This is a genomic window from Silvania sp., assembly GCF_051656365.1.
In the GTDB taxonomy this organism is placed as follows: Bacteria; Pseudomonadota; Gammaproteobacteria; order Enterobacterales; family Enterobacteriaceae; genus Enterobacter; species Enterobacter hatchlandensis.
The window spans coordinates 25,237-47,029 of sequence record NZ_JBOGBT010000108.1 but is presented as its reverse complement, the minus strand read 5'-3'; the positions used below and the strand labels follow the sequence as shown (position 1 = coordinate 47,029).

Annotated in this window: 19 protein-coding genes; 13 read left to right on the top strand and 6 right to left on the bottom strand. The window is 57.2% G+C overall.

Going from position 1 to position 21,793, the window contains the following annotated elements:
* Window positions 1-12: 12 nt before the first annotated feature.
* Complete coding sequence (nudE, locus tag ACRDD5_RS21510) at window positions 13-573, bottom strand: ADP compounds hydrolase NudE (RefSeq protein ID WP_271282569.1); 561 nt, start codon at window positions 571-573, stop codon at window positions 13-15.
* Between the two features lie 322 nt (window positions 574-895).
* Here nudE and ACRDD5_RS21505 point away from each other — a divergent pair, with 322 nt between their 5' ends.
* The 5 genes from ACRDD5_RS21505 to pckA all read left to right on the top strand — a co-directional run bounded on the left by ACRDD5_RS21505 (window position 896) and on the right by pckA (window position 7,070).
* Window positions 896-3,031 carry an intracellular growth attenuator family protein gene (locus ACRDD5_RS21505; RefSeq protein WP_271282570.1) on the top strand — a complete coding sequence of 712 codons (2,136 nt, stop codon included), beginning with the start codon at window positions 896-898 and terminating at the stop codon, window positions 3,029-3,031.
* A gap of 64 nt (window positions 3,032-3,095) precedes the next feature.
* A complete protein-coding gene (yrfG, locus tag ACRDD5_RS21500) occupies window positions 3,096-3,776 on the top strand; it encodes a GMP/IMP nucleotidase (RefSeq protein WP_271282686.1) in 681 nt (226 codons plus the stop codon).
* Window positions 3,773-4,174: a ribosome-associated heat shock protein Hsp15 gene (gene hslR / locus ACRDD5_RS21495; protein WP_271282571.1), complete on the top strand. Its 402-nt coding sequence runs from the start codon at window positions 3,773-3,775 to the stop codon at window positions 4,172-4,174. The genes yrfG and hslR overlap by 4 nt, the downstream gene beginning before the upstream one ends.
* A gap of 23 nt (window positions 4,175-4,197) precedes the next feature.
* Window positions 4,198-5,076: an Hsp33 family molecular chaperone HslO gene (gene hslO, locus ACRDD5_RS21490; RefSeq protein WP_271282572.1), complete on the top strand. Its 879-nt coding sequence runs from the start codon at window positions 4,198-4,200 to the stop codon at window positions 5,074-5,076.
* 377 nt (window positions 5,077-5,453) lie between these two features.
* A complete protein-coding gene (gene pckA, locus ACRDD5_RS21485; RefSeq protein ID WP_271282573.1) occupies window positions 5,454-7,070 on the top strand; it encodes a phosphoenolpyruvate carboxykinase (ATP) in 1,617 nt (538 codons plus the stop codon).
* Window positions 7,071-7,170: 100 nt separating this feature from the next.
* Here the strand turns inward: pckA and envZ are convergent, their stop codons facing one another.
* Both envZ and ompR read right to left on the bottom strand, forming a co-directional pair.
* Window positions 7,171-8,520, bottom strand: coding sequence for a two-component system sensor histidine kinase EnvZ (gene envZ / locus ACRDD5_RS21480; RefSeq protein WP_438677943.1), 1,350 nt, complete (start codon window positions 8,518-8,520; stop codon window positions 7,171-7,173).
* A complete protein-coding gene (ompR, locus tag ACRDD5_RS21475; protein ID WP_001157751.1) occupies window positions 8,517-9,236 on the bottom strand; it encodes an osmolarity response regulator transcription factor OmpR in 720 nt (239 codons plus the stop codon). Before ompR ends, envZ begins: the two co-directional genes overlap by 4 nt.
* A 227-nt stretch (window positions 9,237-9,463) precedes the next feature.
* Here ompR and greB point away from each other — a divergent pair, with 227 nt between their 5' ends.
* The 5 genes from greB to feoC all read left to right on the top strand — a co-directional run bounded on the left by greB (window position 9,464) and on the right by feoC (window position 15,478).
* On the top strand, window positions 9,464-9,937 hold the full coding sequence (gene greB / locus ACRDD5_RS21470) for a transcription elongation factor GreB (RefSeq protein ID WP_271282575.1): 474 nt from the start codon (window positions 9,464-9,466) through the stop codon (window positions 9,935-9,937).
* Window positions 9,938-10,038: 101 nt separating this feature from the next.
* Window positions 10,039-12,366 carry a Tex family protein gene (locus ACRDD5_RS21465; RefSeq protein ID WP_438677942.1) on the top strand — a complete coding sequence of 776 codons (2,328 nt, stop codon included), beginning with the start codon at window positions 10,039-10,041 and terminating at the stop codon, window positions 12,364-12,366.
* A gap of 290 nt (window positions 12,367-12,656) precedes the next feature.
* Entirely contained in the window at window positions 12,657-12,884 is a 228-nt protein-coding gene (gene feoA / locus ACRDD5_RS21460) for a ferrous iron transporter A (protein ID WP_271266557.1), read from the top strand.
* A gap of 30 nt (window positions 12,885-12,914) precedes the next feature.
* Window positions 12,915-15,233, top strand: coding sequence for a Fe(2+) transporter permease subunit FeoB (gene feoB, locus ACRDD5_RS21455; RefSeq protein WP_438677941.1), 2,319 nt, complete (start codon window positions 12,915-12,917; stop codon window positions 15,231-15,233).
* Window positions 15,234-15,241: 8 nt separating this feature from the next.
* On the top strand, window positions 15,242-15,478 hold the full coding sequence (gene feoC, locus ACRDD5_RS21450; protein WP_438677940.1) for a [Fe-S]-dependent transcriptional repressor FeoC: 237 nt from the start codon (window positions 15,242-15,244) through the stop codon (window positions 15,476-15,478).
* A 31-nt stretch (window positions 15,479-15,509) separates the two neighbouring features.
* On the opposite strand, the gene ACRDD5_RS21445 is transcribed toward feoC, so the two are convergent.
* Both ACRDD5_RS21445 and bioH read right to left on the bottom strand, forming a co-directional pair.
* A complete protein-coding gene (locus ACRDD5_RS21445) occupies window positions 15,510-15,779 on the bottom strand; it encodes a YdgH/BhsA/McbA-like domain containing protein (protein ID WP_271282687.1) in 270 nt (89 codons plus the stop codon).
* A gap of 111 nt (window positions 15,780-15,890) precedes the next feature.
* A complete protein-coding gene (gene bioH, locus ACRDD5_RS21440; protein WP_438677939.1) occupies window positions 15,891-16,664 on the bottom strand; it encodes a pimeloyl-ACP methyl ester esterase BioH in 774 nt (257 codons plus the stop codon).
* A gap of 37 nt (window positions 16,665-16,701) precedes the next feature.
* Between bioH and gntX the strand changes: the two genes are divergently transcribed.
* The 3 genes from gntX (at window position 16,702) to gntT (ending at window position 19,642) form a co-directional block, all read left to right on the top strand.
* A complete protein-coding gene (gene gntX, locus ACRDD5_RS21435) occupies window positions 16,702-17,385 on the top strand; it encodes a DNA utilization protein GntX (protein WP_438677938.1) in 684 nt (227 codons plus the stop codon).
* Between the two features lie 58 nt (window positions 17,386-17,443).
* Complete coding sequence (gene nfuA / locus ACRDD5_RS21430) at window positions 17,444-18,019, top strand: Fe-S biogenesis protein NfuA (protein ID WP_271282581.1); 576 nt, start codon at window positions 17,444-17,446, stop codon at window positions 18,017-18,019.
* Between the two features lie 306 nt (window positions 18,020-18,325).
* Complete coding sequence (gene gntT / locus ACRDD5_RS21425; protein ID WP_438677937.1) at window positions 18,326-19,642, top strand: gluconate transporter; 1,317 nt, start codon at window positions 18,326-18,328, stop codon at window positions 19,640-19,642.
* Between the two features lie 54 nt (window positions 19,643-19,696).
* Here gntT and malQ read toward each other — a convergent pair whose 3' ends face one another.
* Window positions 19,697-21,784, bottom strand: a complete 2,088-nt coding sequence (malQ, locus tag ACRDD5_RS21420) for a 4-alpha-glucanotransferase (protein WP_438677936.1) — start codon at window positions 21,782-21,784, stop codon at window positions 19,697-19,699.
* Between the last annotated feature and the right edge of the window lie 9 nt (window positions 21,785-21,793).

Genomic DNA, 21,793 nt, shown 5'->3' with positions numbered 1-21,793 from the left:
GGCGGCATTGTGCTACAGACGTCCCTGCCCTTTCAGCCACTCTCGCACCAGAAACAGCGCGCTCACGTTACGGGCTTCATTAAAGTCAGGCTCTTCGAGCAGATCCATCAAATGCGCCAACGGCCAGCGTACCTGCGGCAGCGGCTCCGGCTCATCCCCTTCCAGCGATTCTGGATAGAGATCTTCCGCCAGCACGATATTCATTTTGCTGGAAAAATAGGACGGCGCTATGCTGAGCTTTTTCAGGAAGGTGAGTTCTTTCGCGCCAAACCCGACTTCTTCTTTCAGTTCACGGTTCGCCGCTTCAAACACTGACTCCCCCGGATCGATGAGCCCTTTGGAAAACCCCAGCTCATAGGATTCGGTTCCGACGGCATATTCGCGGATCAGAATCAGATGTTCGTCGACGATAGGCACGATCATCACCGCTTCGCGCGTGGACGGGCGCATACGTTCATATACACGACGCACGCCGTTACTGAACTCCAGGTCCACGCTTTCAACATTAAACAGGCGCGATTTGGCGACAGTTTCAACATTCAGAATGGTGGGTTTTTGTAAGGGTTTGCTCATATTGACGGGTCTTTGCTGGGTGAACTGGGTTCATTGTGCGACAGGCCGCACGGTTTCGGCAATGTCAATCGTTGTTTATTTACATTTATGCAACCTACGCAGATTCATTCCTCATTTCAAGTAAAAAGTCAATAGGTTGAAATAATTCCAGGAATTTGCTGATATCTCGTTACGGTTGCCTTTGCTACTATCAGCACTCACTGGGATGCGCTTCAAATTGCTCAAGTTCAACGCCTTACATGCCGATAGCCAACCATAGACACGCATTCATTGTAAAAGGTGCTACTGACTACACCTGTAAGACACGTAAGATGGGGAAAGCATGAGCACCATTTTGATTTTTATCGCTGCTATGCTGGCCTGCGCGCTGATTGCAGGGTGGTTTTTCCGGCGTCGGGCACAACATCGTTATCGGTTGCCCTTTCTTAATGCCTTTGCCGGTGCGAGCACGCGCAAACTCAGCGCGGAAGAACGCAGCGCTATTGAGCAATATCTTGAGTCATTCAATCGCATCCAGCTGACGCCTGCAACAGGTGCCAGCGCAGCGCCGATCTCGTTAAAGTTGAATGCCCAGAGCAATAATGTGATGTGCCTGACGCGCTCGATTACCCGCTACGGCATTACCACCGACGATCCCAATAAGTGGCGTTATTACCTCGATTCCGTCGAGGTACACCTGCCGCCGTTCTGGGAACAGTACATCAATGATGAAAACAGCGTTGAGCTGATCCACACCGACTCCATCCCGCTGGTAATTGCCCTGAATGGTCACTCCATCGCGGAGTATATGCTGGAAGCGCCGCACTTTGCGCTGGAACACGTCAGCTCCACTCAGGCGTCGATTCGCGGTGAAGAGACCGAGCAGATTGAGCTACTGAATATTCGTCAGGAGACGCACGAAGAGTACGCCCTCAGCCGCCCGGACGGCATTCGTGAAGCGCTGCTGATTGTGGTCTCGTTCCTGCTGTTCTTCTTCTGCCTGATAAGCCCGGACGTGTTTGCCTGGTGGCTGGGCGGCGGTGCAGTGCTGCTGCTGGCGGCGGGGCTGTGGGGATTGTTCGCCGCACCGGCTAAAAATTCACTGCGCGAGATCCATTGCCTGCGCGGCACGCCAAAACGCTGGGGTCTGTTTGGTGAAAACGATCAGGACCACGTCAACAATATCTCGCTGGGCATTATTGACCTGATCTACCCGCGCCACTGGCAGCCATGGCTGGCTCAGGATTTAGGGCAAAAAACCGATATTGATATCTACCTGGACCGCCATGTCGTGCGCCAGGGGCGTTTCTTATCCCTGCACGATGAGGTAAAAAACTTCCCGCTTCAGCACTGGCTGCGCAGTACGGTCATTGCTGCGGGCAGCGCGGTGGTGCTGGCGATGTTGGTTTTCCTCGTCCCGCTGGATATGCCTATCAAATTTACCCTGTCGTGGATAAAAGGCGCGCAAACCATCGAGGCCACCAGCGTCAGCGAGCTGGAAACCGCCGGGGTGCGCATTGGCGATACGCTGCATCTGAACGGTACCGGGATGTGTAGTATTCTGGCGCAGAGCACCTGGAACACCCGCCAGAATTCGCCCTTTACGCCGTTCGACTGTTCGCAGGTGATCTGGAATGACGCGCCCCCGCTGCCGTTGCCGGAATCCGATATTGTCACTAAAGCCACAGCCCTGAAGCAGGCTCTGTCGAGCCAGCTGCACCCTAAGCCGGAAGATAATTCACGCGTCAGCCCGGCATTACGCTCTGCCATTCAGAAATCGGGGATGGTGCTGCTGGATGATTTTGGCGACATCGTGATGAAAACCCAGGACCTGTGTGCGGATAAAGATGAGTGCGTCAGGCTGAAAAACGCGCTGGTTAACCTCGGTAACAGCAAAGACTGGGAGGCGCTGGTTAAACGCGCCGATGCCGGTCGCCTCGACGGCGTGAACGTGCTGCTGCGTCCGGTCAGCGCCGAGTCGCTGGAAAACCTGGTCGCCACCTCCACCGCGCCATTCGTCATCCGCGAAACCTCCCGCGCGGCGCAGGCGATTAACAGCCCGGCTCCTGGCGGCTTTATTATCGTCAGCGATGAAGGCAGCGATCTGGTCGATCAGCCCTACCCACCGGTGGCGCTGTATGACTATCCGGCCCAGGAACAGTGGGGCGAGTTTCAGCGCCTGGCACAGATGCTGATGCGCACGCCGTTCAGCGCCGAAGGGATCGTCACCGGCATCTTTACCGACGCTAACGGCACCCGCCATATCGATCTGCACAGCATGCCGGACAGCGCCGGGCTCTGGCGCTACATTGGCACCTCGCTGCTGATACTGGCGATGCTAATCAGCATTATCTGGAACGGTTTTATGGCGCTGCGCCGCTACCAGCGCTCGCGCACCCGGCTGGCCGATATCCAGCAATATTACGAAAGTTGCCTCAACCCGAAGCTTATCCCCACGCCTGAAAGCCTGATCGGATAACGCCCCCGCGCGGCAAGGTATGCTACCCTGTCGCGCACGTTTCTTCTGGCTGGAGTTTTCCCCCATGCATCTTGATATCGCCTGGCAGGACGTCGATACCGTCCTGCTGGATATGGACGGCACGCTGCTCGATCTCGCGTTTGATAACTACTTCTGGCAAAAACTGGTGCCTGAAACCTATGGCGAGCAGCAGGGGATCTCCCCGGCACAAGCGCAGGAATTCATCCGCCAGCAATATAGCGCCGTACAACATACGCTAAACTGGTACTGCCTGGATTACTGGAGCGAGCGCCTCGGTCTGGATATTTGCGCCATGACCACCGCGCAGGGGCCGCGCGCGGTGCTGCGTGAAGATACGGTGCCATTCCTGGACGCGCTGCAGGCGAGCGGCAAGCGCCGCATTCTGCTGACCAACGCGCATCCGCATAACCTGGCGGTGAAGCTGGAACATACCGGTCTGGCCTCACACCTTGATTTATTACTTTCCACCCACACATTTGGTTATCCGAAAGAGGATCAGCGACTGTGGCAAGCGGTGGCAGAAGAGACCGGCCTGCAGCCGGAACGGACGCTGTTCATTGATGACAGCGAACCCATTCTGGATGCGGCGGCAACATTCGGCATTCGTTACTGCCTGGGCGTGACCAATCCTGATTCTGGCCTGGCTGACAAAAGCTATCTGCGCCATCCGGGAATGAACGACTACCGCCGGATGATCCCCTCCCTGACCAAGGAGAAGCCATGAAAGAGAAGCCCTCCGAAGGGGTAAGACTGGATAAATGGCTGTGGGCTGCACGCTTTTACAAAACGCGCGCCCTCGCCCGGGAAATGGTTGAAGGCGGCAAAGTGCATTACAACGGGCAGCGCAGCAAACCGAGCAAACTCGTGGAGCTGAATGCCACCCTGACCCTGCGTCAGGGAAACGACGAACGGACGGTGATCGTCAAAAACGTCACGGAACAACGTCGCCCGGCCACGGAAGCCAGCACGCTGTATGAAGAGACGGCAGAAAGCGTTGAGAAGCGCGAGAAAGTGGCGCAGGCGCGCAAGCTGAATGCCCTGACCATGCCGCATCCCGACAGGCGACCGGATAAGAAAGAGCGTCGCAACCTGATTAAATTTAAATATGGCGAGAATGAATGATTCTTGCTGAACGAGAGATGACTATGGCCCAACACGACCAATTACACCGCTATCTGTTTGAACAATTTGCCGTGCGCGGCGAGCTGGTGACGGTATCCGAAACCTGGAAACAGATCCTGGAAAACCACAACTACCCGCAGCCGGTCAAAACCGTGTTGGGTGAGTTGCTGGTTGCCACCAGCCTGCTGACTGCAACGCTGAAATTCGCAGGCGATATCACCGTGCAATTGCAGGGTGATGGCCCGATGACTCTGGCAGTGATTAACGGCAATAACCAGCAGCAGATGCGCGGCGTGGCGCGCGTGCAGGGCGAGATCCCGGAAGGTGCAGACCTGAAAACGCTGGTCGGTAACGGCTTCCTGGTGATCACCATCACCCCGGAAGAAGGCGAGCGTTATCAAGGCGTGGTGGGTCTGGAAGGCGACAACCTGGCGTCCTGCCTGGAGGATTACTTCCTGCGTTCTGAACAGCTGCCGACCCGCCTGTTTATCCGCACCGGCGAAGTGGACGGTCAGCTGGCCGCAGGCGGAATGCTGCTGCAGGTGCTGCCAGCACAGAACGCCCAAGGCGATGACTTCGACCACCTGGCAACGCTGACCGAGACCATCAAAGCGGAAGAGCTGTTCACCTTACCGGCGAACGACGTGCTGTGGCGTCTGTATCACGAAGAAGAAGTGACGCTTTACGATCCGCAGGACGTGGAGTTCAAGTGCACCTGTTCCCGCGAGCGCTGCGCAGGCGCGCTGAAAACCCTGCCAGATGAAGAGATCGACAGCATCATGGCCGAAGAAGGCGAGATCGACATGCACTGCGACTACTGCAACTCCCATTACGTGTTCAACGCGATGGATATCGCCGAGATCCGCAATAACGCCTCTCCGGCCGATCCGCAGGTTCACTAAGCTGCACCGTTAACTGCCCTCATGCCAGGGCAGTTGACCTTTCCCCCGCCCGCCTACTCTTTCATTTTATTAATGATTTTCCCGTAGCTGCTGAATCGTTATCAGTGTTGTAAGGGTTTCGTAATTTTCTTACATGTATGCGCTTACACTCACATTCCCACGGTTTAATTTACCAGCCATTAACCTTTTAAGAACATTTTCCCCAACCCAAAATTGAATCCTGCCATAATCTGTTCCGCGAGTGACAGGAGTCACAGAGTTTTCCGTTATACAAGGGTTTTTGTCCAGATACGCAAATCTATGAGCCCCGTCGCGGTTAACATTCGAAGAAAAACCCTACAATTTTAGGCAGTATATATTGGCTAAGGAGCAGTGATATGCGTGTTAATGGTTTAACCCCGCAAGATCTCAAGGCTTATGGTATCAACGACGCTCATGACATCGTCTATAACCCCGATTACGCTACGCTGTATCAGGAGGAGCTCAATCCAGCACTGGAAGGATACGAGCGCGGTATATTGACGAACACGGGCGCAATCGCTGTAGACACCGGTATCTTTACCGGCCGTTCGCCGAAGGATAAATACATCGTCCGTGACGACACCACCCGCGACACCCTGTGGTGGGCGGACAACGGCAAAGGGAAGAACGACAACAAAGCGATCTCCCCACAAACCTGGCAACATCTGAAAACCCTCGTCACCCAACAACTTTCCGGTAAGCGTCTGTTCATCATTGATGCTTTCTGCGGCGCCAACGCCGATACCCGCCTTTCCGTTCGCTTCATCACCGAAGTCGCCTGGCAGGCGCATTTTGTGAAGAACATGTTTATTCGCCCAACCGATGAAGAGCTGCAAAGCTTCGAGCCTGACTTTATCGTGATGAACGGCGCGAAGTGCACCAACCCGAACTGGAAAGAGCAGGGCCTGAACTCCGAAAACTTTGTCGCCTTTAACCTGACGGAACGTATCCAGCTGATCGGCGGAACCTGGTACGGCGGCGAAATGAAGAAAGGGATGTTCTCGGTCATGAACTACCTGCTGCCGCTGCAGGGCATTGCCTCCATGCACTGCTCGGCGAACGTCGGCGAGAAAGAGGACGTGGCGGTGTTCTTCGGCCTGTCCGGCACTGGCAAAACCACCCTCTCCACCGACCCGAAACGCCGCCTGATTGGCGACGATGAGCACGGCTGGGACGACGACGGCGTGTTTAACTTCGAAGGCGGCTGCTACGCCAAGACTATTCGTCTGTCGGCGCAGGCCGAGCCGGATATCTATCAGGCGATTCGTCGCGATGCGCTGCTGGAAAACGTCACGGTGCGTGCAGACGGCAGCGTTGATTTTGACGATGCGTCAAAAACCGAAAATACCCGCGTCAGTTACCCGATCTATCACATCGATAATATCGTGAAGCCGGTATCGAAAGCAGGCCACGCCACTAAAGTGATTTTCCTCACTGCCGATGCGTTTGGCGTGTTGCCACCGGTCTCCCGACTGACCGCCAGCCAGACCCAGTATCACTTCCTGTCTGGTTTTACCGCCAAACTGGCCGGTACCGAGCGCGGCGTGACGGAGCCTACCCCGACCTTCTCCGCCTGCTTCGGCGCAGCCTTCCTGTCGCTGCATCCAACGCAGTACGCAGAAGTGCTGGTGAAACGCATGCAGGCCGCGGGCGCGCAGGCGTATCTGGTCAACACCGGCTGGAACGGCACCGGCAAACGTATCTCGATTAAAAATACGCGCGCCATTATTGATGCCATTCTGGATGGTTCGCTGGATGAGGCGGAAACCTTCACCCTGCCGATGTTCGACCTGGCGATCCCAACGACATTGCCTGGGGTGGATACGCATATCCTCGATCCACGCAATACCTACGGCTCCCCGGAACAGTGGCAGGAAAAAGCCGCGCAGCTTGCGAAGCTGTTTGTGGAAAACTTTGAGAAGTACACCGATACGCCAGCAGGTGCGGCGTTGGTGAGTGCAGGACCAAGGTAAAAGCAAAACGGCAACCAGGTTGCCGTTTTTGATTTTTGTGCCCTCTCCCGGTGGGAGAGGGTTGGGATGAGGGCATCAGGCCACACGTATTGCCTGCTTGTTAACTCTCTTTCACCTGCTGTCCACGCGTAAACGGCACCGGGAGCCATGCGCGGATGCTCAATCCTCCCCGCTCGCTGGTGCCAATCTCCAACAGCCCATTATGGTTATCCACAATACGCTGAACAATCGCCAGACCTAAGCCTGTGCCGCTGGTGCTGCGCGCGCTGTCTCCACGAACAAACGGCTGGAACAGATGTTTACGCTGCTCCGGTTTGATCCCCGGACCGTCGTCTTCAACCTGGAACCAGGCACGATTCAGTTCCGAGCCGCTGCTAACCTTGATCCAACCATTGCCGTAGCGGGCGGCGTTCACCACCATATTCGCCACCGCACGCTTGATCGACAGCGGGTGCATCCGCACCTGGATTTCGCCCGGCAGCAGGTCAGTTTCGATTTCGCGTTCGTAACCACTCTCGGCCGCCACCACTTCACCCAGCACGCCGTTCAGATCCGCCATCTCCATCGGCATCTCCTGACCGGTGCGCAGGTAGTCGATGAACTGCTCGATAATCGCATTGCACTCTTCGATGTCCTTGTTGATGGACTCCGCCAGATACCCGTCCTCTTCGCCCATCATCTCCGTCGCTAGGCGAATACGGGTCAGGGGCGTGCGCAGGTCGTGACTGACCCCGGCCATCAGCAGGGTGCGATCGTCGGCCAGCTGCTTCACCCCGGCGGCCATATGGTTAAAGGCGCGGGTCACGGAACGTACCTCCGATGCGCCATACTCGCGCAGCGGCGGCGGGATAATGCCTTTACCGACCTGGAGCGCCGCGTGCTCCAGGTCGACCAGCGGTCGGTTCTGGATGCGGATAAACAGCCATGCGCCGCCTATCGCCAACAGCATAATCGCGAGGGTGTAACGGAACAGCGGCGAGAAGTCGCCCTGATGAATTTCGGTCAGCGGCACGCGCACCCAGATATTGGGTGACAGCCAGGTTTTCAGCCAGACCACCGGGGAGCTTTTGTTGACCTCGACGCGCACTTCCGTCGGGCCACCCAATTGCTGCGCCATCTGCTGGCTGAGGAATTCATAATGTTGCGCCCAGCGCAGTCCTGCGTCTTCCGCCGCTTCGTTGGAATAGAGCGATATGCCCAGCTCGCGATAAATCTCCCGGCGAAACGCCGGTGGCACCACCAGCTGCGTACCGTCCTCCAGCTGCAGTTTATCGGTCATTAGCATACGCACTTCGTAGGCCAGGACCTTATTAAACTGCTGGAGACTCGGCAGGATCGCAAAGTTCAGCACCACCAGGTACGTCGTCACCAGGCTGACAAACAGCAGGGTGACGATCAGTAACAGGGTGCGGGCAAACGAGCTACGCGGCGAGAAACGCATTCGCCTCATGCTTTAGAGCCGTCCGGGACAAACACGTAGCCCAGACCCCAAACGGTCTGGATATAGCGCGGATGCGCCGGATCTTCTTCCACCATGCGGCGCAGGCGGGAGATCTGTACGTCGATCGAACGCTCCATCGCGGAGTATTCGCGACCGCGGGCCAGGTTCATCAGCTTATCGCGGGAAAGCGGTTCACGCGGGTGGCTGACTAACGCTTTCAGCACCGCGAACTCACCGCTCGTCAGCGGCATAGGCTCATCTTCGCGGAACATCTCACGGGTGCCGAGGTTCAGCTTGAATTTACCAAAGGCGATCACGGCCTCTTCCTGGGACGGCGCGCCAGGCAGTTCATTGGCCTGACGGCGCAGCACAGCGCGAATACGTGCCAGCAGCTCACGCGGGTTGAACGGTTTTGGAATGTAGTCGTCGGCGCCAATTTCGAGGCCCACAATACGGTCAACTTCTTCCCCTTTCGCCGTCACCATAATGATCGGCATCGGGTTACTCTGGCTGCGCAGACGGCGGCAGATAGAGAGACCATCTTCGCCCGGCAGCATCAGGTCCAGCACCATCAGATGGAAGGACTCACGGGTCAGCAGCCTGTCCATCTGTTCGGCGTTGGCCACGCTACGAACCTGGAAGCCCTGCTCGGTCAGATAACGCTCGAGCAGCGCACGCAGACGCATGTCGTCATCTACCACCAGAATCTTATAATTCTCTTGCATTGTCAGTACTCCCAAAGGTTCGGATAATCTTGAACAGCGTATTGTAAAAAGGTGCGCGTCCACGACCAGTTAATTCTGGTATAAATTCTAGTCGAAATTGTTACAAAGCATATTTAACAGGAGCTTATATGTACAATTCATCACATAACTCATTATTAATCCTGTCTGTTAAGCTAAGTGATACGTAATGTGCGCAAGGTATGCAACCTAAGTCGTAAGGCCTGAGAATGAAAACGCCGCTGATCACCCGCGAAGGGTACGAGAACCTCAAGAAAGAGATGGACACGCTGTGGCGGGAAGAGCGCCCCGAAGTGACAAAAAAAGTGACCTGGGCCGCCAGTCTGGGCGACCGCAGTGAAAATGCGGACTACCAGTACAACAAAAAGCGGCTGCGCGAAATTGACCGCCGGGTGCGCTATCTGACCAAGTGCCTTGAGAATCTGAAAATTGTCGATTACTCCCCGCAGCAGGAGGGCAAAGTCTTCTTCGGCGCGTGGGTGGAGATCGAAAATGACGACGGCGACCTGAAGCGCTTTCGCATTGTCGGCTACGATGAAATTTTTGGTCGTAAGGATTACATCTCGATCGACTCCCCGATGGCCCGGGCGCTGCTGAAAAAGGAAGTGGGCGATCTCGCTTTGGTGCATACCCCCTCGGGCGAAGCCACCTGGTATGTGAACGCCATCGAGTATGTGAAATAACCCGCCGGAACAATCCGAGAGCCTCGCGCGTCGACTGGCATTTTGCCGTGCCAGTCCGTATAACTATCCCCTGATTTTTCGATCCACAAGATGAAATAGCCATGATGAAAGATTCGCTCTGCCGCATTATTGCGGGTGAACTTCAGGCACGGGCGGAACAGGTAGAAGCTGCCGTTCGCCTGCTTGATGAAGGGAACACCGTGCCGTTTATTGCACGTTATCGTAAGGAAGTCACGGGCGGTCTGGATGACACGCAGCTGCGTAATCTGGAAACGCGCCTCGGTTATCTGCGTGAACTGGAAGACAGACGCCAGACGATCCTGAAATCCATCGGCGAACAGGGCAAACTGACGGATGCACTGGAAAAAGCCATCAACGGTACGCTGAGCAAAACCGAACTCGAAGATCTCTACCTGCCGTACAAGCAAAAACGCCGCACGCGCGGGCAAATCGCCATCGAAGCCGGCCTTGAGCCGCTGGCCGAGCGGCTGTGGAACACACCCTCTCACGACCCGGAAACTGAAGCGGCGAAGTTTATCGATGCCGATAAAGGCGTGGCCGACACCAAAGCCGCGCTGGATGGCGCACGCTACATTCTGATGGAGCGCTTCGCCGAAGACGCCGCCCTGCTGGCAAAAGTGCGTGATTATCTGTGGAAGAATGCGCACATTGTTGCCAGCGTCGTCAGCGGCAAAGAGGATGAAGGGGCGAAATTCCGCGACTACTTCGACCATCACGAACCGATCGCCACGACGCCGTCCCACCGCGCGCTGGCGATGTTCCGTGGCCGCAACGAAGGCGTGCTGCAGCTGTCCCTGAATGCCGATCCGCAGTTCGACGAACCGCCGAAAGAGAGCCACGGCGAGCAGATCATTACTCAACATCTCGACCTGCGCCTGAACAATGCCCCGGCGGACAGCTGGCGCAAAGGCGTGGTGAGCTGGACCTGGCGCATCAAGGTGCTGATGCACCTCGAAACCGAGCTGATGGGCACCGTGCGCGAACGCGCCGAAGACGAAGCGATCAACGTCTTCGCCCGTAACCTGCACGACCTGCTGATGGCAGCCCCGGCAGGCCTGCGCGCGACCATGGGTCTCGATCCTGGCCTGCGTACCGGCGTTAAGGTCGCGGTAGTCGATGGTACTGGCAAGCTGGTCGCCACCGATACGATTTATCCCCACACCGGGCAGGCGGCCAAAGCCGCAGTGGCGGTTGCAGCCCTGTGTGAGAAGCACAACGTTGAGCTAGTGGCGATCGGTAATGGTACCGCCTCACGTGAAACCGAGCGCTTCTTCCTCGATCTGCAAAAACAGTTCCCGAAAGTGACCGCCCAGAAGGTGATCGTCAGCGAAGCGGGCGCGTCGGTTTACTCCGCGTCTGAGCTGGCCGCACTTGAATTCCCGGACCTGGATGTCTCCCTTCGTGGTGCCGTGTCTATCGCCCGTCGTCTGCAGGATCCGCTGGCCGAACTGGTGAAAATCGACCCGAAATCTATCGGTGTGGGCCAGTATCAGCACGACGTCAGCCAGTCTCAGCTGGCGCGCAAGCTGGATGCGGTGGTGGAAGACTGCGTAAACGCCGTGGGGGTGGATTTGAATACCGCTTCGGTGGCGCTGCTGACCCGCGTAGCCGGATTAACCCGCATGATGGCGCAAAACATTGTGGCCTGGCGTGATGAAAACGGTCAGTTCCAGAACCGCCAACAGCTGCTGAAAGTAAGCCGTCTGGGGCCGAAAGCCTTCGAACAGTGCGCGGGCTTCCTGCGTATCAACCACGGCGACAACCCGCTGGATGCCTCTACCGTTCACCCGGAGGCCTATCCGGTGGTCGAGCGCATTCTGGCCGCTACCCAGCAGGCGCTGAAGGTGCTGATGGGCAACAGCAGCGAGCTCAAATCCTTGAAAGCGGTTGATTTCACCGACGACAAATTTGGTGTGCCGACGGTCTCCGACATCATCAAAGAGCTGGAGAAACCCGGGCGCGACCCGCGTCCTGAATTCAAAACCGCGCAGTTTGCCGAAGGCGTAGAGACGATGAATGACCTGCTGCCGGGCATGGTGCTGGAGGGGGCCGTCACCAACGTCACCAACTTTGGTGCGTTCGTTGATATCGGCGTGCATCAGGATGGTCTGGTGCATATCTCTTCTCTGGCCGATAAGTTCGTGCAGGATCCGCACACCGTGGTGAAAGCGGGCGATATCGTGAAGGTCAAAGTGCTGGAAGTGGATCTGCAGCGCAAGCGTATCGCCCTGACCATGCGTCTGGACGAGCAGCCTGGCGAGACCAACGCCCGTCGCGGCGGCGGTAACAGCAGCCCGCGCGAGCAGCAATCTCGTCCGGCGGCCAAACCTCGCGGACGCGAGACGCAATCCGCCGGTAACAGCGCCATGATGGATGCGCTGGCAGCGGCAATGGGTAAGAAGCGTTAATCCTGTCGTTCCCCCTCGCACGAGGGGGAACATTCTCTGCGTAACCTTTCCTCACGTATTATTTCTTTATTTAATCATTAGCAGTAAATATAAAACTGAATAACACCATTTCATTAACAAATGTGTCTTTTATGCCACCTGACCAACTCGCGAAAATATTGCGCAAAGTCAATCAGCCGGCAAATTAATAGCGTTGTTAACCTTCCGCTACATATTACATATTGATGATACAAACCATTCTCATTACCATTGTGCTTGTTGATTATTTAACCTTCCGTTAAGTAGGCGCTATGCAATTCACTCCAGACAGTGCGTGGAAAATTACCGGCTTTACGCACGAAATTAGCCCGGCCTATCGCCAGAAGCTGCTCTCGTTAGGGATGCTGCCCGGCTCCTCTTTTCAGGTCGTGCGCGTCGCCCCGATGGGGGATCCGGTACATATTGAAACCCGCCGTGTGAATCTGGTTCTGCGTAAAAAAGATCTCGCATTAATAGAAGTTGAAGCCCTGTCCCAATAACACGCCAGCTCCTGCAGCGAGTCTATTACAATGAAAAAATTAACTATTGGTTTAATTGGCAATCCAAATTCCGGCAAGACCACCTTATTTAATCAGCTTACTGGCGCGCGTCAGCGAGTGGGAAACTGGGCAGGCGTTACGGTCGAGCGCAAAGAGGGCCAGTTCGCCACCACCGATCATCAGGTCACGCTGGTCGATCTGCCCGGCACTTACTCGTTAACCACCATCTCTTCCCAGACCTCGCTCGATGAGCAGATCGCCTGCCACTACATTCTGAGCGGCGACGCCGACCTGCTGATCAATGTGGTGGATGCCTCCAATCTGGAGCGCAACCTCTATCTGACATTGCAATTGCTGGAGCTGGGCATACCCTGCGTGGTGGCGCTGAACATGCTCGATATCGCCGAAAAACAGCAGATCCGCATCGACATCGACGCCCTCTCCGCTCGCCTGGGCTGCCCGGTGGTGCCGCTGGTCTCCACCCGCGCGCGCGGCATCGACGCCCTCAAGCTCGCCATTGACCGCCACAGCCGCAATGCCGATGTGGAGCTTGTGCATTATGCCCAGCCGCTGCAGCGTGAAGCAGGACGGCTGGCGCAGGAGATGGCGCAGAATATGCCGCTCAGGCAGCGCCACTGGCTCGGCCTGCAGATGCTGGAAGGAGATATCTACAGCCGCGCCTACGCGGGTGATGCCGCGCAAAATCTTGAGGGTGCCCTGACGCGCCTGAATGCCGAAATGGACGATCCTGCCCTGCATATTGCCGATGCCCGCTATCAAAGCATTGCCGCGATCTGCGATGTGGTCAGTAATGCTCTCACCGCTGAACCGAGCCGCTTTACCCGGGCGCTGGACAGCGTGATCCTCAACCGTTTTCTCGGCCTGCCGGTGTTTCTGCTGGTGATGTATCTGATGTTCCTGCTGGCGATCAACATCGGCGGCGCGCTGCAGCCGCTGTTTGATGTCGGCTCGGTGGCCATCTTTATTCACGGGCTCCAGTGGTTGGGCTACACCCTGCATCTGCCGGAATGGCTGACCATTTTCCTGGCTCAGGGGCTGGGCGGAGGGATCAACACCGTGCTGCCGCTGGTGCCGCAGATCGGCATGATGTACCTGTTCCTCTCGTTCCTCGAAGACTCCGGTTACATGGCCCGCGCGGCCTTCGTGATGGATCGCCTGATGCAGGCGCTCGGCCTGCCGGGCAAATCCTTTGTCCCGCTGATTGTCGGCTTCGGTTGTAACGTGCCATCGGTAATGGGGGCCCGCACGCTCGATGCCCCGCGTGAACGCCTGATGACTATCATGATGGCGCCGTTTATGTCCTGCGGCGCGCGTCTGGCCATCTTCGCCGTCTTTGCGGCGGCCTTCTTTGGCCAGCAGGGCGCGCTGGCGGTGTTCTCGCTGTATGTGCTCGGCATCGTGATGGCGATCCTCACCGGACTGATGCTCAAGCACACCATCATGCGCGGGGAAGCGACTCCGTTCGTCATGGAGCTGCCGGTTTACCACGTCCCGCACCTGAAAAGTCTGTTTATTCAGACCTGGCAACGCCTGAAGGGCTTTGTCCTGCGCGCCGGTAAAGTGATCGTCATTGTCAGTATTTTCCTCAGCGCGCTGAACAGCTTCTCGCTGAGCGGTCAGGCAGTCGACAATATCAACGATTCGGCGCTGGCCTCGGTCAGCCGCGAGCTGACCCCGCTGCTGAAACCGATCGGCGTGCATGAAGACAACTGGCAGGCCGCCGTCGGGCTGTTTACCGGTGCGATGGCGAAAGAGGTGGTGGTGGGTACGCTGAACACCCTCTACACCGCAGAGAACATTCAGGAAGAAGCGTTCAACCCGGCAGAATTTAGCCTCGGCGATGAACTCCTGAGCGCTGTCGAAGAGACCGCGCAGAGCCTGAAAGATACCTTCAGCCTGAGCGTACTGGCCAATCCGATTGAAGCCAGCAAAGGCGACGGTGAGATGGCAACCGGGGCGATGGGGGTGATGAGCGAGAAATTTGGCAGCGCATCGGCGGCCTACAGCTACCTGATCTTCGTTCTGCTGTACATTCCGTGCATCTCGGTGATGGGGGCGATTGCCCGTGAATCGAGCCGCGGCTGGATGGGCTTCTCGGTGCTGTGGGGGCTGAATATCGCCTATTCGCTGGCGACGCTGTATTACCAGACGGTCAATTTCAGCCAGCATCCGCGCTATAGCCTGGTGTGCATTCTGGCGGTGGTGCTGTTTAACGTGGTGGTGATTGGCCTGCTTCGCCGGGCGCGCAGCCGGGTGGATGTCAATCTGCTCGCCAACGGCAAAAACGCAACCGCCTGTTGTAACCGTCCGGCCAGCGACTGTCATTAGGAGGCACTATGGCATCGTTAATTCAGGTTCGCGATTTACTGGCACTGCAGGGACGGATGGAAGCCGCCCAACTCAGCCAGGTGCTGCATACGCCGCGGGCGCTGGTCGATGCCATGCTTGAACGCCTGGAGGCGATGGGTAAAGCGCAGCGGATCCAACAGGATGCGGACGGCTGCTTGTCTGGCAGCTGTAAAAGCTGCCCCGAAGGGAAAGCCTGCCTGAAAGAGTGGTGGGCGCTTCGCTAAGACGAAGCGCCACCCGGCATTCAATGATGAATTACTTGAACACTTCTGCCGTTGCACGAATATCTTTTTCGTTCTGGGTGCCGCTGGTAATCACATAATACGTGCCGCCCATTTCGTCTGCTTTCTGAGAAAGCTCTTTTTTGGCGTCCATAGGCGCAGTTTTGTCAGAGGTAGAAACATCCCCGACTTTCGTCAGATTCATCTTTTTAGCTTCATCGCGCTGCAGCTCTTTCGCCGCAAAAGCCCCAAAAGAGAGCGACCCAATAACCAGTGAAGCGACAATTCCTGTGACAAGTTTCATATCCATCTTCTCCATCGATTGGTAATTGTGTTTATCGCAGGCGTCACCGCCATCACGACATAAAGAGTATCGTAGCGGAGAGCGGCTTTTTCCATGATGAACAGAAAACAATCAGATCAAGCGTTGACGTAGCGCCGTTAACGCCGCGCAAAATGCCTCCGGATGCGAAATAAAGGGCGCGTGGGCAGCCTTGTCGATAACCTGCGACTCGCTCTGAGGCCACAGCGCATCGAGCAGTGGCACTATCTTGCGCGGCACCAGTCCGTCCAGCGCGCCGTACAGCCGCAGATGTGGCAGCGTCAGCGACGCCAGCGGCGCACGTAAATCGACCGTTTTCAGGATCTCCAGCCCACCATTCAGTACCTCGACATCTGGCATCGGCAGCGACAGCACGGTCTGTTTCAGGGTGCGAGCATCCGCACGCGCGGACGCGGTGCCCATAGTCTGAAGCGCGAGAAAGCGCTCAACCGTGCGTTGAAAATCGTCGCTCAACTGCTGCTGGAAATTGCCCAGCACCTCGGGCTTGATGCCTGGCCACTCGCCTTGCGCGCTGAAACACGGAGATGATGCCACCGTCACCAACGCCTGCACCCGTTCCGGGTGGGTGAGCGCAATCTGGCTCGCCACCAGCCCGCCCAGGCTCCAGCCCAGCCAGATCGCCCGATCCGGCGCCTGCGCCAGCACCTGTTCAGCCATTTGCGCCAGCGGCATCGCGCCACCGTCGCGGCTGCGGCCAAACCCCGGCAGATCGACCAGGTGCAGGGTAAACTGCGAGGCGAGTTCCTCGCGAATGCAACTCCAGACTTCGGCATTCAGCCCCCATCCGTGCAGCAGCACAAGATGACAATTTCCTGTCCCGACGGTCTGCCACCAAAGCGTGTTCATCGATTACTGTTCTCTTTTTTCTACAGGGAGGGGGTCTATGCTAACAGTGCCCGGCTTGTGCTGGCTATGCCAGATGCCGCTCGCGCTCAGCCACTGGGGAGTCTGTTCGGTATGTGAAAGGGCGATAGTCGCGCCGGTAAGCGTCTGCCCGCAGTGCGGCTTGCCGGCGATCCATCCGCGCCAGCCCTGCGGACGCTGCCTGCGCAAATCGCCGCCGTGGCAGGCGCTGGTGGCCGTGGATGACTATAGGCCACCGGTGAGTCCGTTGGTGCATCAGCTGAAATTTTCTCGTCAGAGCCAGCTGGCCCTGCCGCTGGCGAGGCTTCTGCTGTTGGCCGTGCTGCGGGCCCGGCGCAGCCGCGCGCTGCCGGGTGTGGATCTGCTGATGTCGGTGCCGCTGTGGTCGCGGCGTCACTGGCGGCGCGGTTTTAACCAGAGCGACCTGCTCTGTCGCCCGCTAGCTCACTGGCTGAACTGCCCCTATGTTCCCACCGCTCTCAGGCGAACGCGCGCCACACCCACCCAGCATCACCTCAGCGCCAGATTGCGAAAACGCAATCTGCAGCACGCTTTTACGCTTGAATTACCGGTCGCCGGACGCCATATCGCTCTGGTGGATGATGTCGTCACTACAGGCAGTACCGTCGCGGAACTCTCCCGCCTGCTTTTGCGAAGCGGTGCGGCGTCGGTTCAGGTATGGTGTCTGTGTCGAACCTTGTAGCGCCCTCAGGTTGGGCGTATTATACCCAGGTATTTTAGTCAACTATTAGGCCAATGCTATGATCCGTATTTCCGATGCTGCACAAGCGCACTTTGCCAAACTGCTGGCAAATCAGGAAGAAGGGACCCAGATCCGCGTATTCGTGATAAATCCAGGTACCCCGAACGCAGAATGCGGCGTCTCTTATTGCCCACCGGATGCTGTGGAAGCAACTGACACCGCCCTGAAATTTGAGCTCCTCACGGCCTATGTCGATGAGCTGAGCGCGCCGTATCTTGAGGATGCGGATATCGATTTTGTTACCGACCAGTTGGGTTCGCAGTTAACCCTGAAAGCGCCGAATGCCAAAATGCGCAAAGTGACCGACGATGCCCCACTGATGGAGCGCGTTGAGTACCTGCTGCAGTCGCAGATTAACCCGCAGCTGGCTGGCCACGGTGGTCGCGTTTCGCTGATGGAGATCACCGAAGACGGTCTTGCCATTCTGCAGTTTGGCGGCGGCTGTAACGGCTGCTCCATGGTCGACGTGACCCTGAAAGAAGGGATCGAGAAGCAGCTGCTGACCGAATTCCCGGAGCTGAAAGGCGTGCGCGATCTTACCGAGCACCAGCGCGGCGAGCACTCTTACTACTAAGTTCCCACCTGTATTGGCCCGGCGATGCTGCATCTGCCGGGCCGACATTCCCCTGCGTCACCCCCTCTCATAACATGACCTGCGTCTCATTATTCACATTTTGACCGCCAGGGTGATTCTCAAGCTGCCTATGTTACCCGTATCATTCTCGTGGGCACTCAACAACCTGACTTCAGCCGACTAAACTAAAAGATTCAGAAGGTCGTCAGCTATAGTGCCGTGAATACTCTGTTCCCAGTTGGGGCAACATAAATTTGTCGTTGAAACAATGACGTTACCCATAACAAATTTAAGGCCAGGTCAATCATGCCATTAGTCATCGTCGCTATCGGTGTCATCTTATTACTGCTCCTGATGATCCGTTTCAAAATGAACGGCTTCATCGCATTGGTTCTGGTGGCACTTGCCGTCGGCCTGATGCAAGGTATGCCGCTGGTAAAAGTTATCAGCTCCATCAAAGCCGGCGTGGGCGGTACCCTCGGTAGCCTGGCGCTGATTATGGGCTTCGGCGCCATGCTCGGCAAAATGCTCGCGGACTGTGGTGGCGCACAGCGCATCGCAACCACGCTGATTGCAAAATTCGGTAAACAGCATATCCAGTGGGCGGTGGTATTAACCGGCTTTACCGTGGGTTTTGCTCTGTTCTACGAAGTGGGCTTCGTGCTGATGCTGCCGCTGGTCTTCACCATTGCCGCCTCTGCCAGCATTCCGCTGCTGTATGTGGGTGTCCCGATGGCCGCTGCGCTGTCTGTAACCCACGGCTTCCTGCCACCGCACCCGGGTCCGACCGCTATCGCCACCATCTTCCACGCCGATATGGGTAAAACCCTGCTGTTCGGTACGATTCTGGCGATCCCGACCGTTATCCTGGCCGGTCCGGTATTTGCCCGTACCCTGAAAGGGATCGACAAACCGATCCCGGAAGGTCTGTACAGCGCCAAAACCTTCACCGAAGCCGAAATGCCAAGCTTTGCAGTCAGCGTCTGGACCTCTCTGGTACCGGTTGTACTGATGGCGCTGCGTGCGGTCGCTGAAATGGTCCTGCCGAAAGGCCACCCGTTCCTTGGCGTAGCAGAATTCCTGGGTGACCCGGTCATGGCAACGCTGATTGCGGTGCTGATTGCGCTCTTTACCTTCGGTCTGAACCGTGGTCGCTCGATGGACCAGATTAACGATACCCTGAGCTCTTCGATCAAAATCATCGCCATGATGCTGCTGATCATCGGCGGCGGCGGTGCGTTCAAGCAGGTTCTGGTGGATAGCGGCGTCGACAAATACATCGCCTCTATGATGCATGACACCAACATCTCCCCTATCCTGATGGCGTGGTCTATTGCTGCCGTTCTGCGTATCGCGCTGGGTTCAGCAACGGTTGCAGCCATTACCGCGGGCGGTATTGTTGCCCCGCTGATTGCGACTTCCGGCGTCAGCCCTGAGCTGATGGTTATTGCGGTGGGTTCCGGTAGCGTGATTTTCTCTCACGTCAACGATCCGGGCTTCTGGCTGTTCAAGGAGTACTTCAACCTGACCATCGGTGAGACCATCAAGTCCTGGTCGATGCTGGAAACCATTATCTCTGTCTGCGGCCTGATTGGGTGTCTGCTGCTGGGAATGGTTGTCTGATGTGACCTTGCCGTAAGGCAAAAAAGAACCCGCCATCTGGCGGGTTCTTTGTTTTTATCTCTTCTTCGCTGCGGCTTTTCGCCGCTTATCCAGATCTTTAATCAGCCTGTTCACTCTGTCATCGGCGAACATCGCCTCAAGGGAGGTGGACAACTTGCGGCGCCAGTTCTTGTACTGGTAGCTGGTACCGGGAATATTGACCGGCTCCGGCATATCCAGCCAGTCTTCCGGCTGCAGCCCTAACAGGGCGCTGTGGCTGTCGGCGATGTAACGCTGCATCGCGCGGTTGAGCGTTGGGGTCATCGACATCAGGGAGGCCTTATGCCCGGCGCGTTTCGGCAGACAGCCGTGGGCGTGCAGCGCATCCAGCAGCCCTTGCTTCGACAGCTCGCGATCCTGATACAGACCGCGCAACATCACCTCGTCAGGGTAGAGCCCCAGGGTTTTGCCGAGCGTCAGGTCGCCGCTGTCCCACCAGCCACGAAGCGTAGGAAGGTCATGCGTCGTCGCGACTGCCATTGATTGCTCAGGATACGCTTGCGGCGCGCGGAAGTTCTTCTCAAGGTCGTTTTCAAAGTAGAGCACCTTATACGAGTAAACGCCGCTGTCACGCAGCTTGCTGACGATTTCGACCGGGACGGTGCCGAGATCTTCGCCAATCACCATACAGTTATGCCGCTTACTCTCCAGCGCAAGGATTGAGAGCAGATCGTCAACCGGATAGTGAACATAGGCCCCGTGATCGGCAGTTTCGCCGTACGGGATCCACCACAGGCGCAGCACCGACATCACGTGGTCAATACGCAGCGCCCCGCAGTTTTGCATGTTAGCGCGCAACAGCTCGATAAACGGCTCGTAGGCACGGGCCGTAATCACGTGCGGATCCATTGGCGGCAGGCCCCAGTTCTGGCCGAGCGGGCCCAGAATATCCGGTGGCGCACCAACCGAGGCTTTCAGGCAGTACAGCTCGCGATCGCACCACGTCTCTGCCCCCCCTTCTGCCACGCCAACCGCCAGGTCGCGATAGAGGCCAATTGGCATGTTATAACCCTGGCTGACCTGCCAGCAGGCGGCAAACTGGCTGTACGCCAGCCACTGCAGCCAAAGGTAAAAATCAACTTCGTCGGCATGCTGGTCGCAAAACGCTTTTACCTCAGGCGAGTTAACGGACTGATAGGCTTGTGGCCACACCGGCCAGCCCCAGCGCATTTCATCCTCTTTCACCTGATATGCATGCAGTGCGTCGTACGCCGCCTGCCAGTACAGGCTTTCGCCCTCCTGGGTTACAAACTGGCGAAACGCAGTCATCTGCTCGTCGTCACGCTGGGCAAAACCTTTCCACGCCATGCGCAGGGCCGCCATCTTCAACGCGGTGACGGTGGCATAATCCACCCACTCGGCGTCGCGCGCGCGCTTCAGCGTCTGCTGAGTGGTGCTCATCGCCCACCAGGCCTGCGCCTCTTTGCTGTTACGGAAATCGTCCAGCGCGTTCACGTCGATGTAAATCACGTTCAGCCAGCGACGGGATGACGGGCTATACGGGCTGGCGCTCTCCGGGTTGGCCGGATAGAGGGCATGGATCGGGTTGAGGCCGATAAACGCGCCGCCGCGATCGCCCACGCCCGCCAGCATCTTTTTCAGATCGCCGAAATCGCCGATACCCCAGTTCGCCTCAGAGCGCAGGGTGTAGAGCTGCACACAGGCGCCCCACAGCTTTTTGCCCTCTTTCAGCGCCTGCGGCTCGTAGCAGCGTTTTGGTGCCACAATCACCCGGCAGTGCCAGCGACTGTCGTCCTGGGTCAACGTAAGGGTGTGATAACCCTCCGGCAGTTTGGCCGGAAGGTTCAGATTTTTGCCGCCCGTGGCGTGGCCTTTATGCTGATGCCCCTCTTCGGTAGTCAGTAACCAGCTAAATTCGCCGCTGCCTTCAATCATCAGCGGCATTTTTTTACCAGCGGTGTAGACCATCACGTTCGGTACGGCGGTCACCGCCGCTTTCGCGACGGGTTTGGCTTTATGCATGGCATCCAGCAAACGCCTCTTGGTTTCAGCACCAATCGACTGCGGTTTACCATGAGCATTGATGTAGCTGGGGCTGATCCCCGCCGCCAGCGCGGCATTATCGAGACGTTTACTTTCCATCGCGCTTCC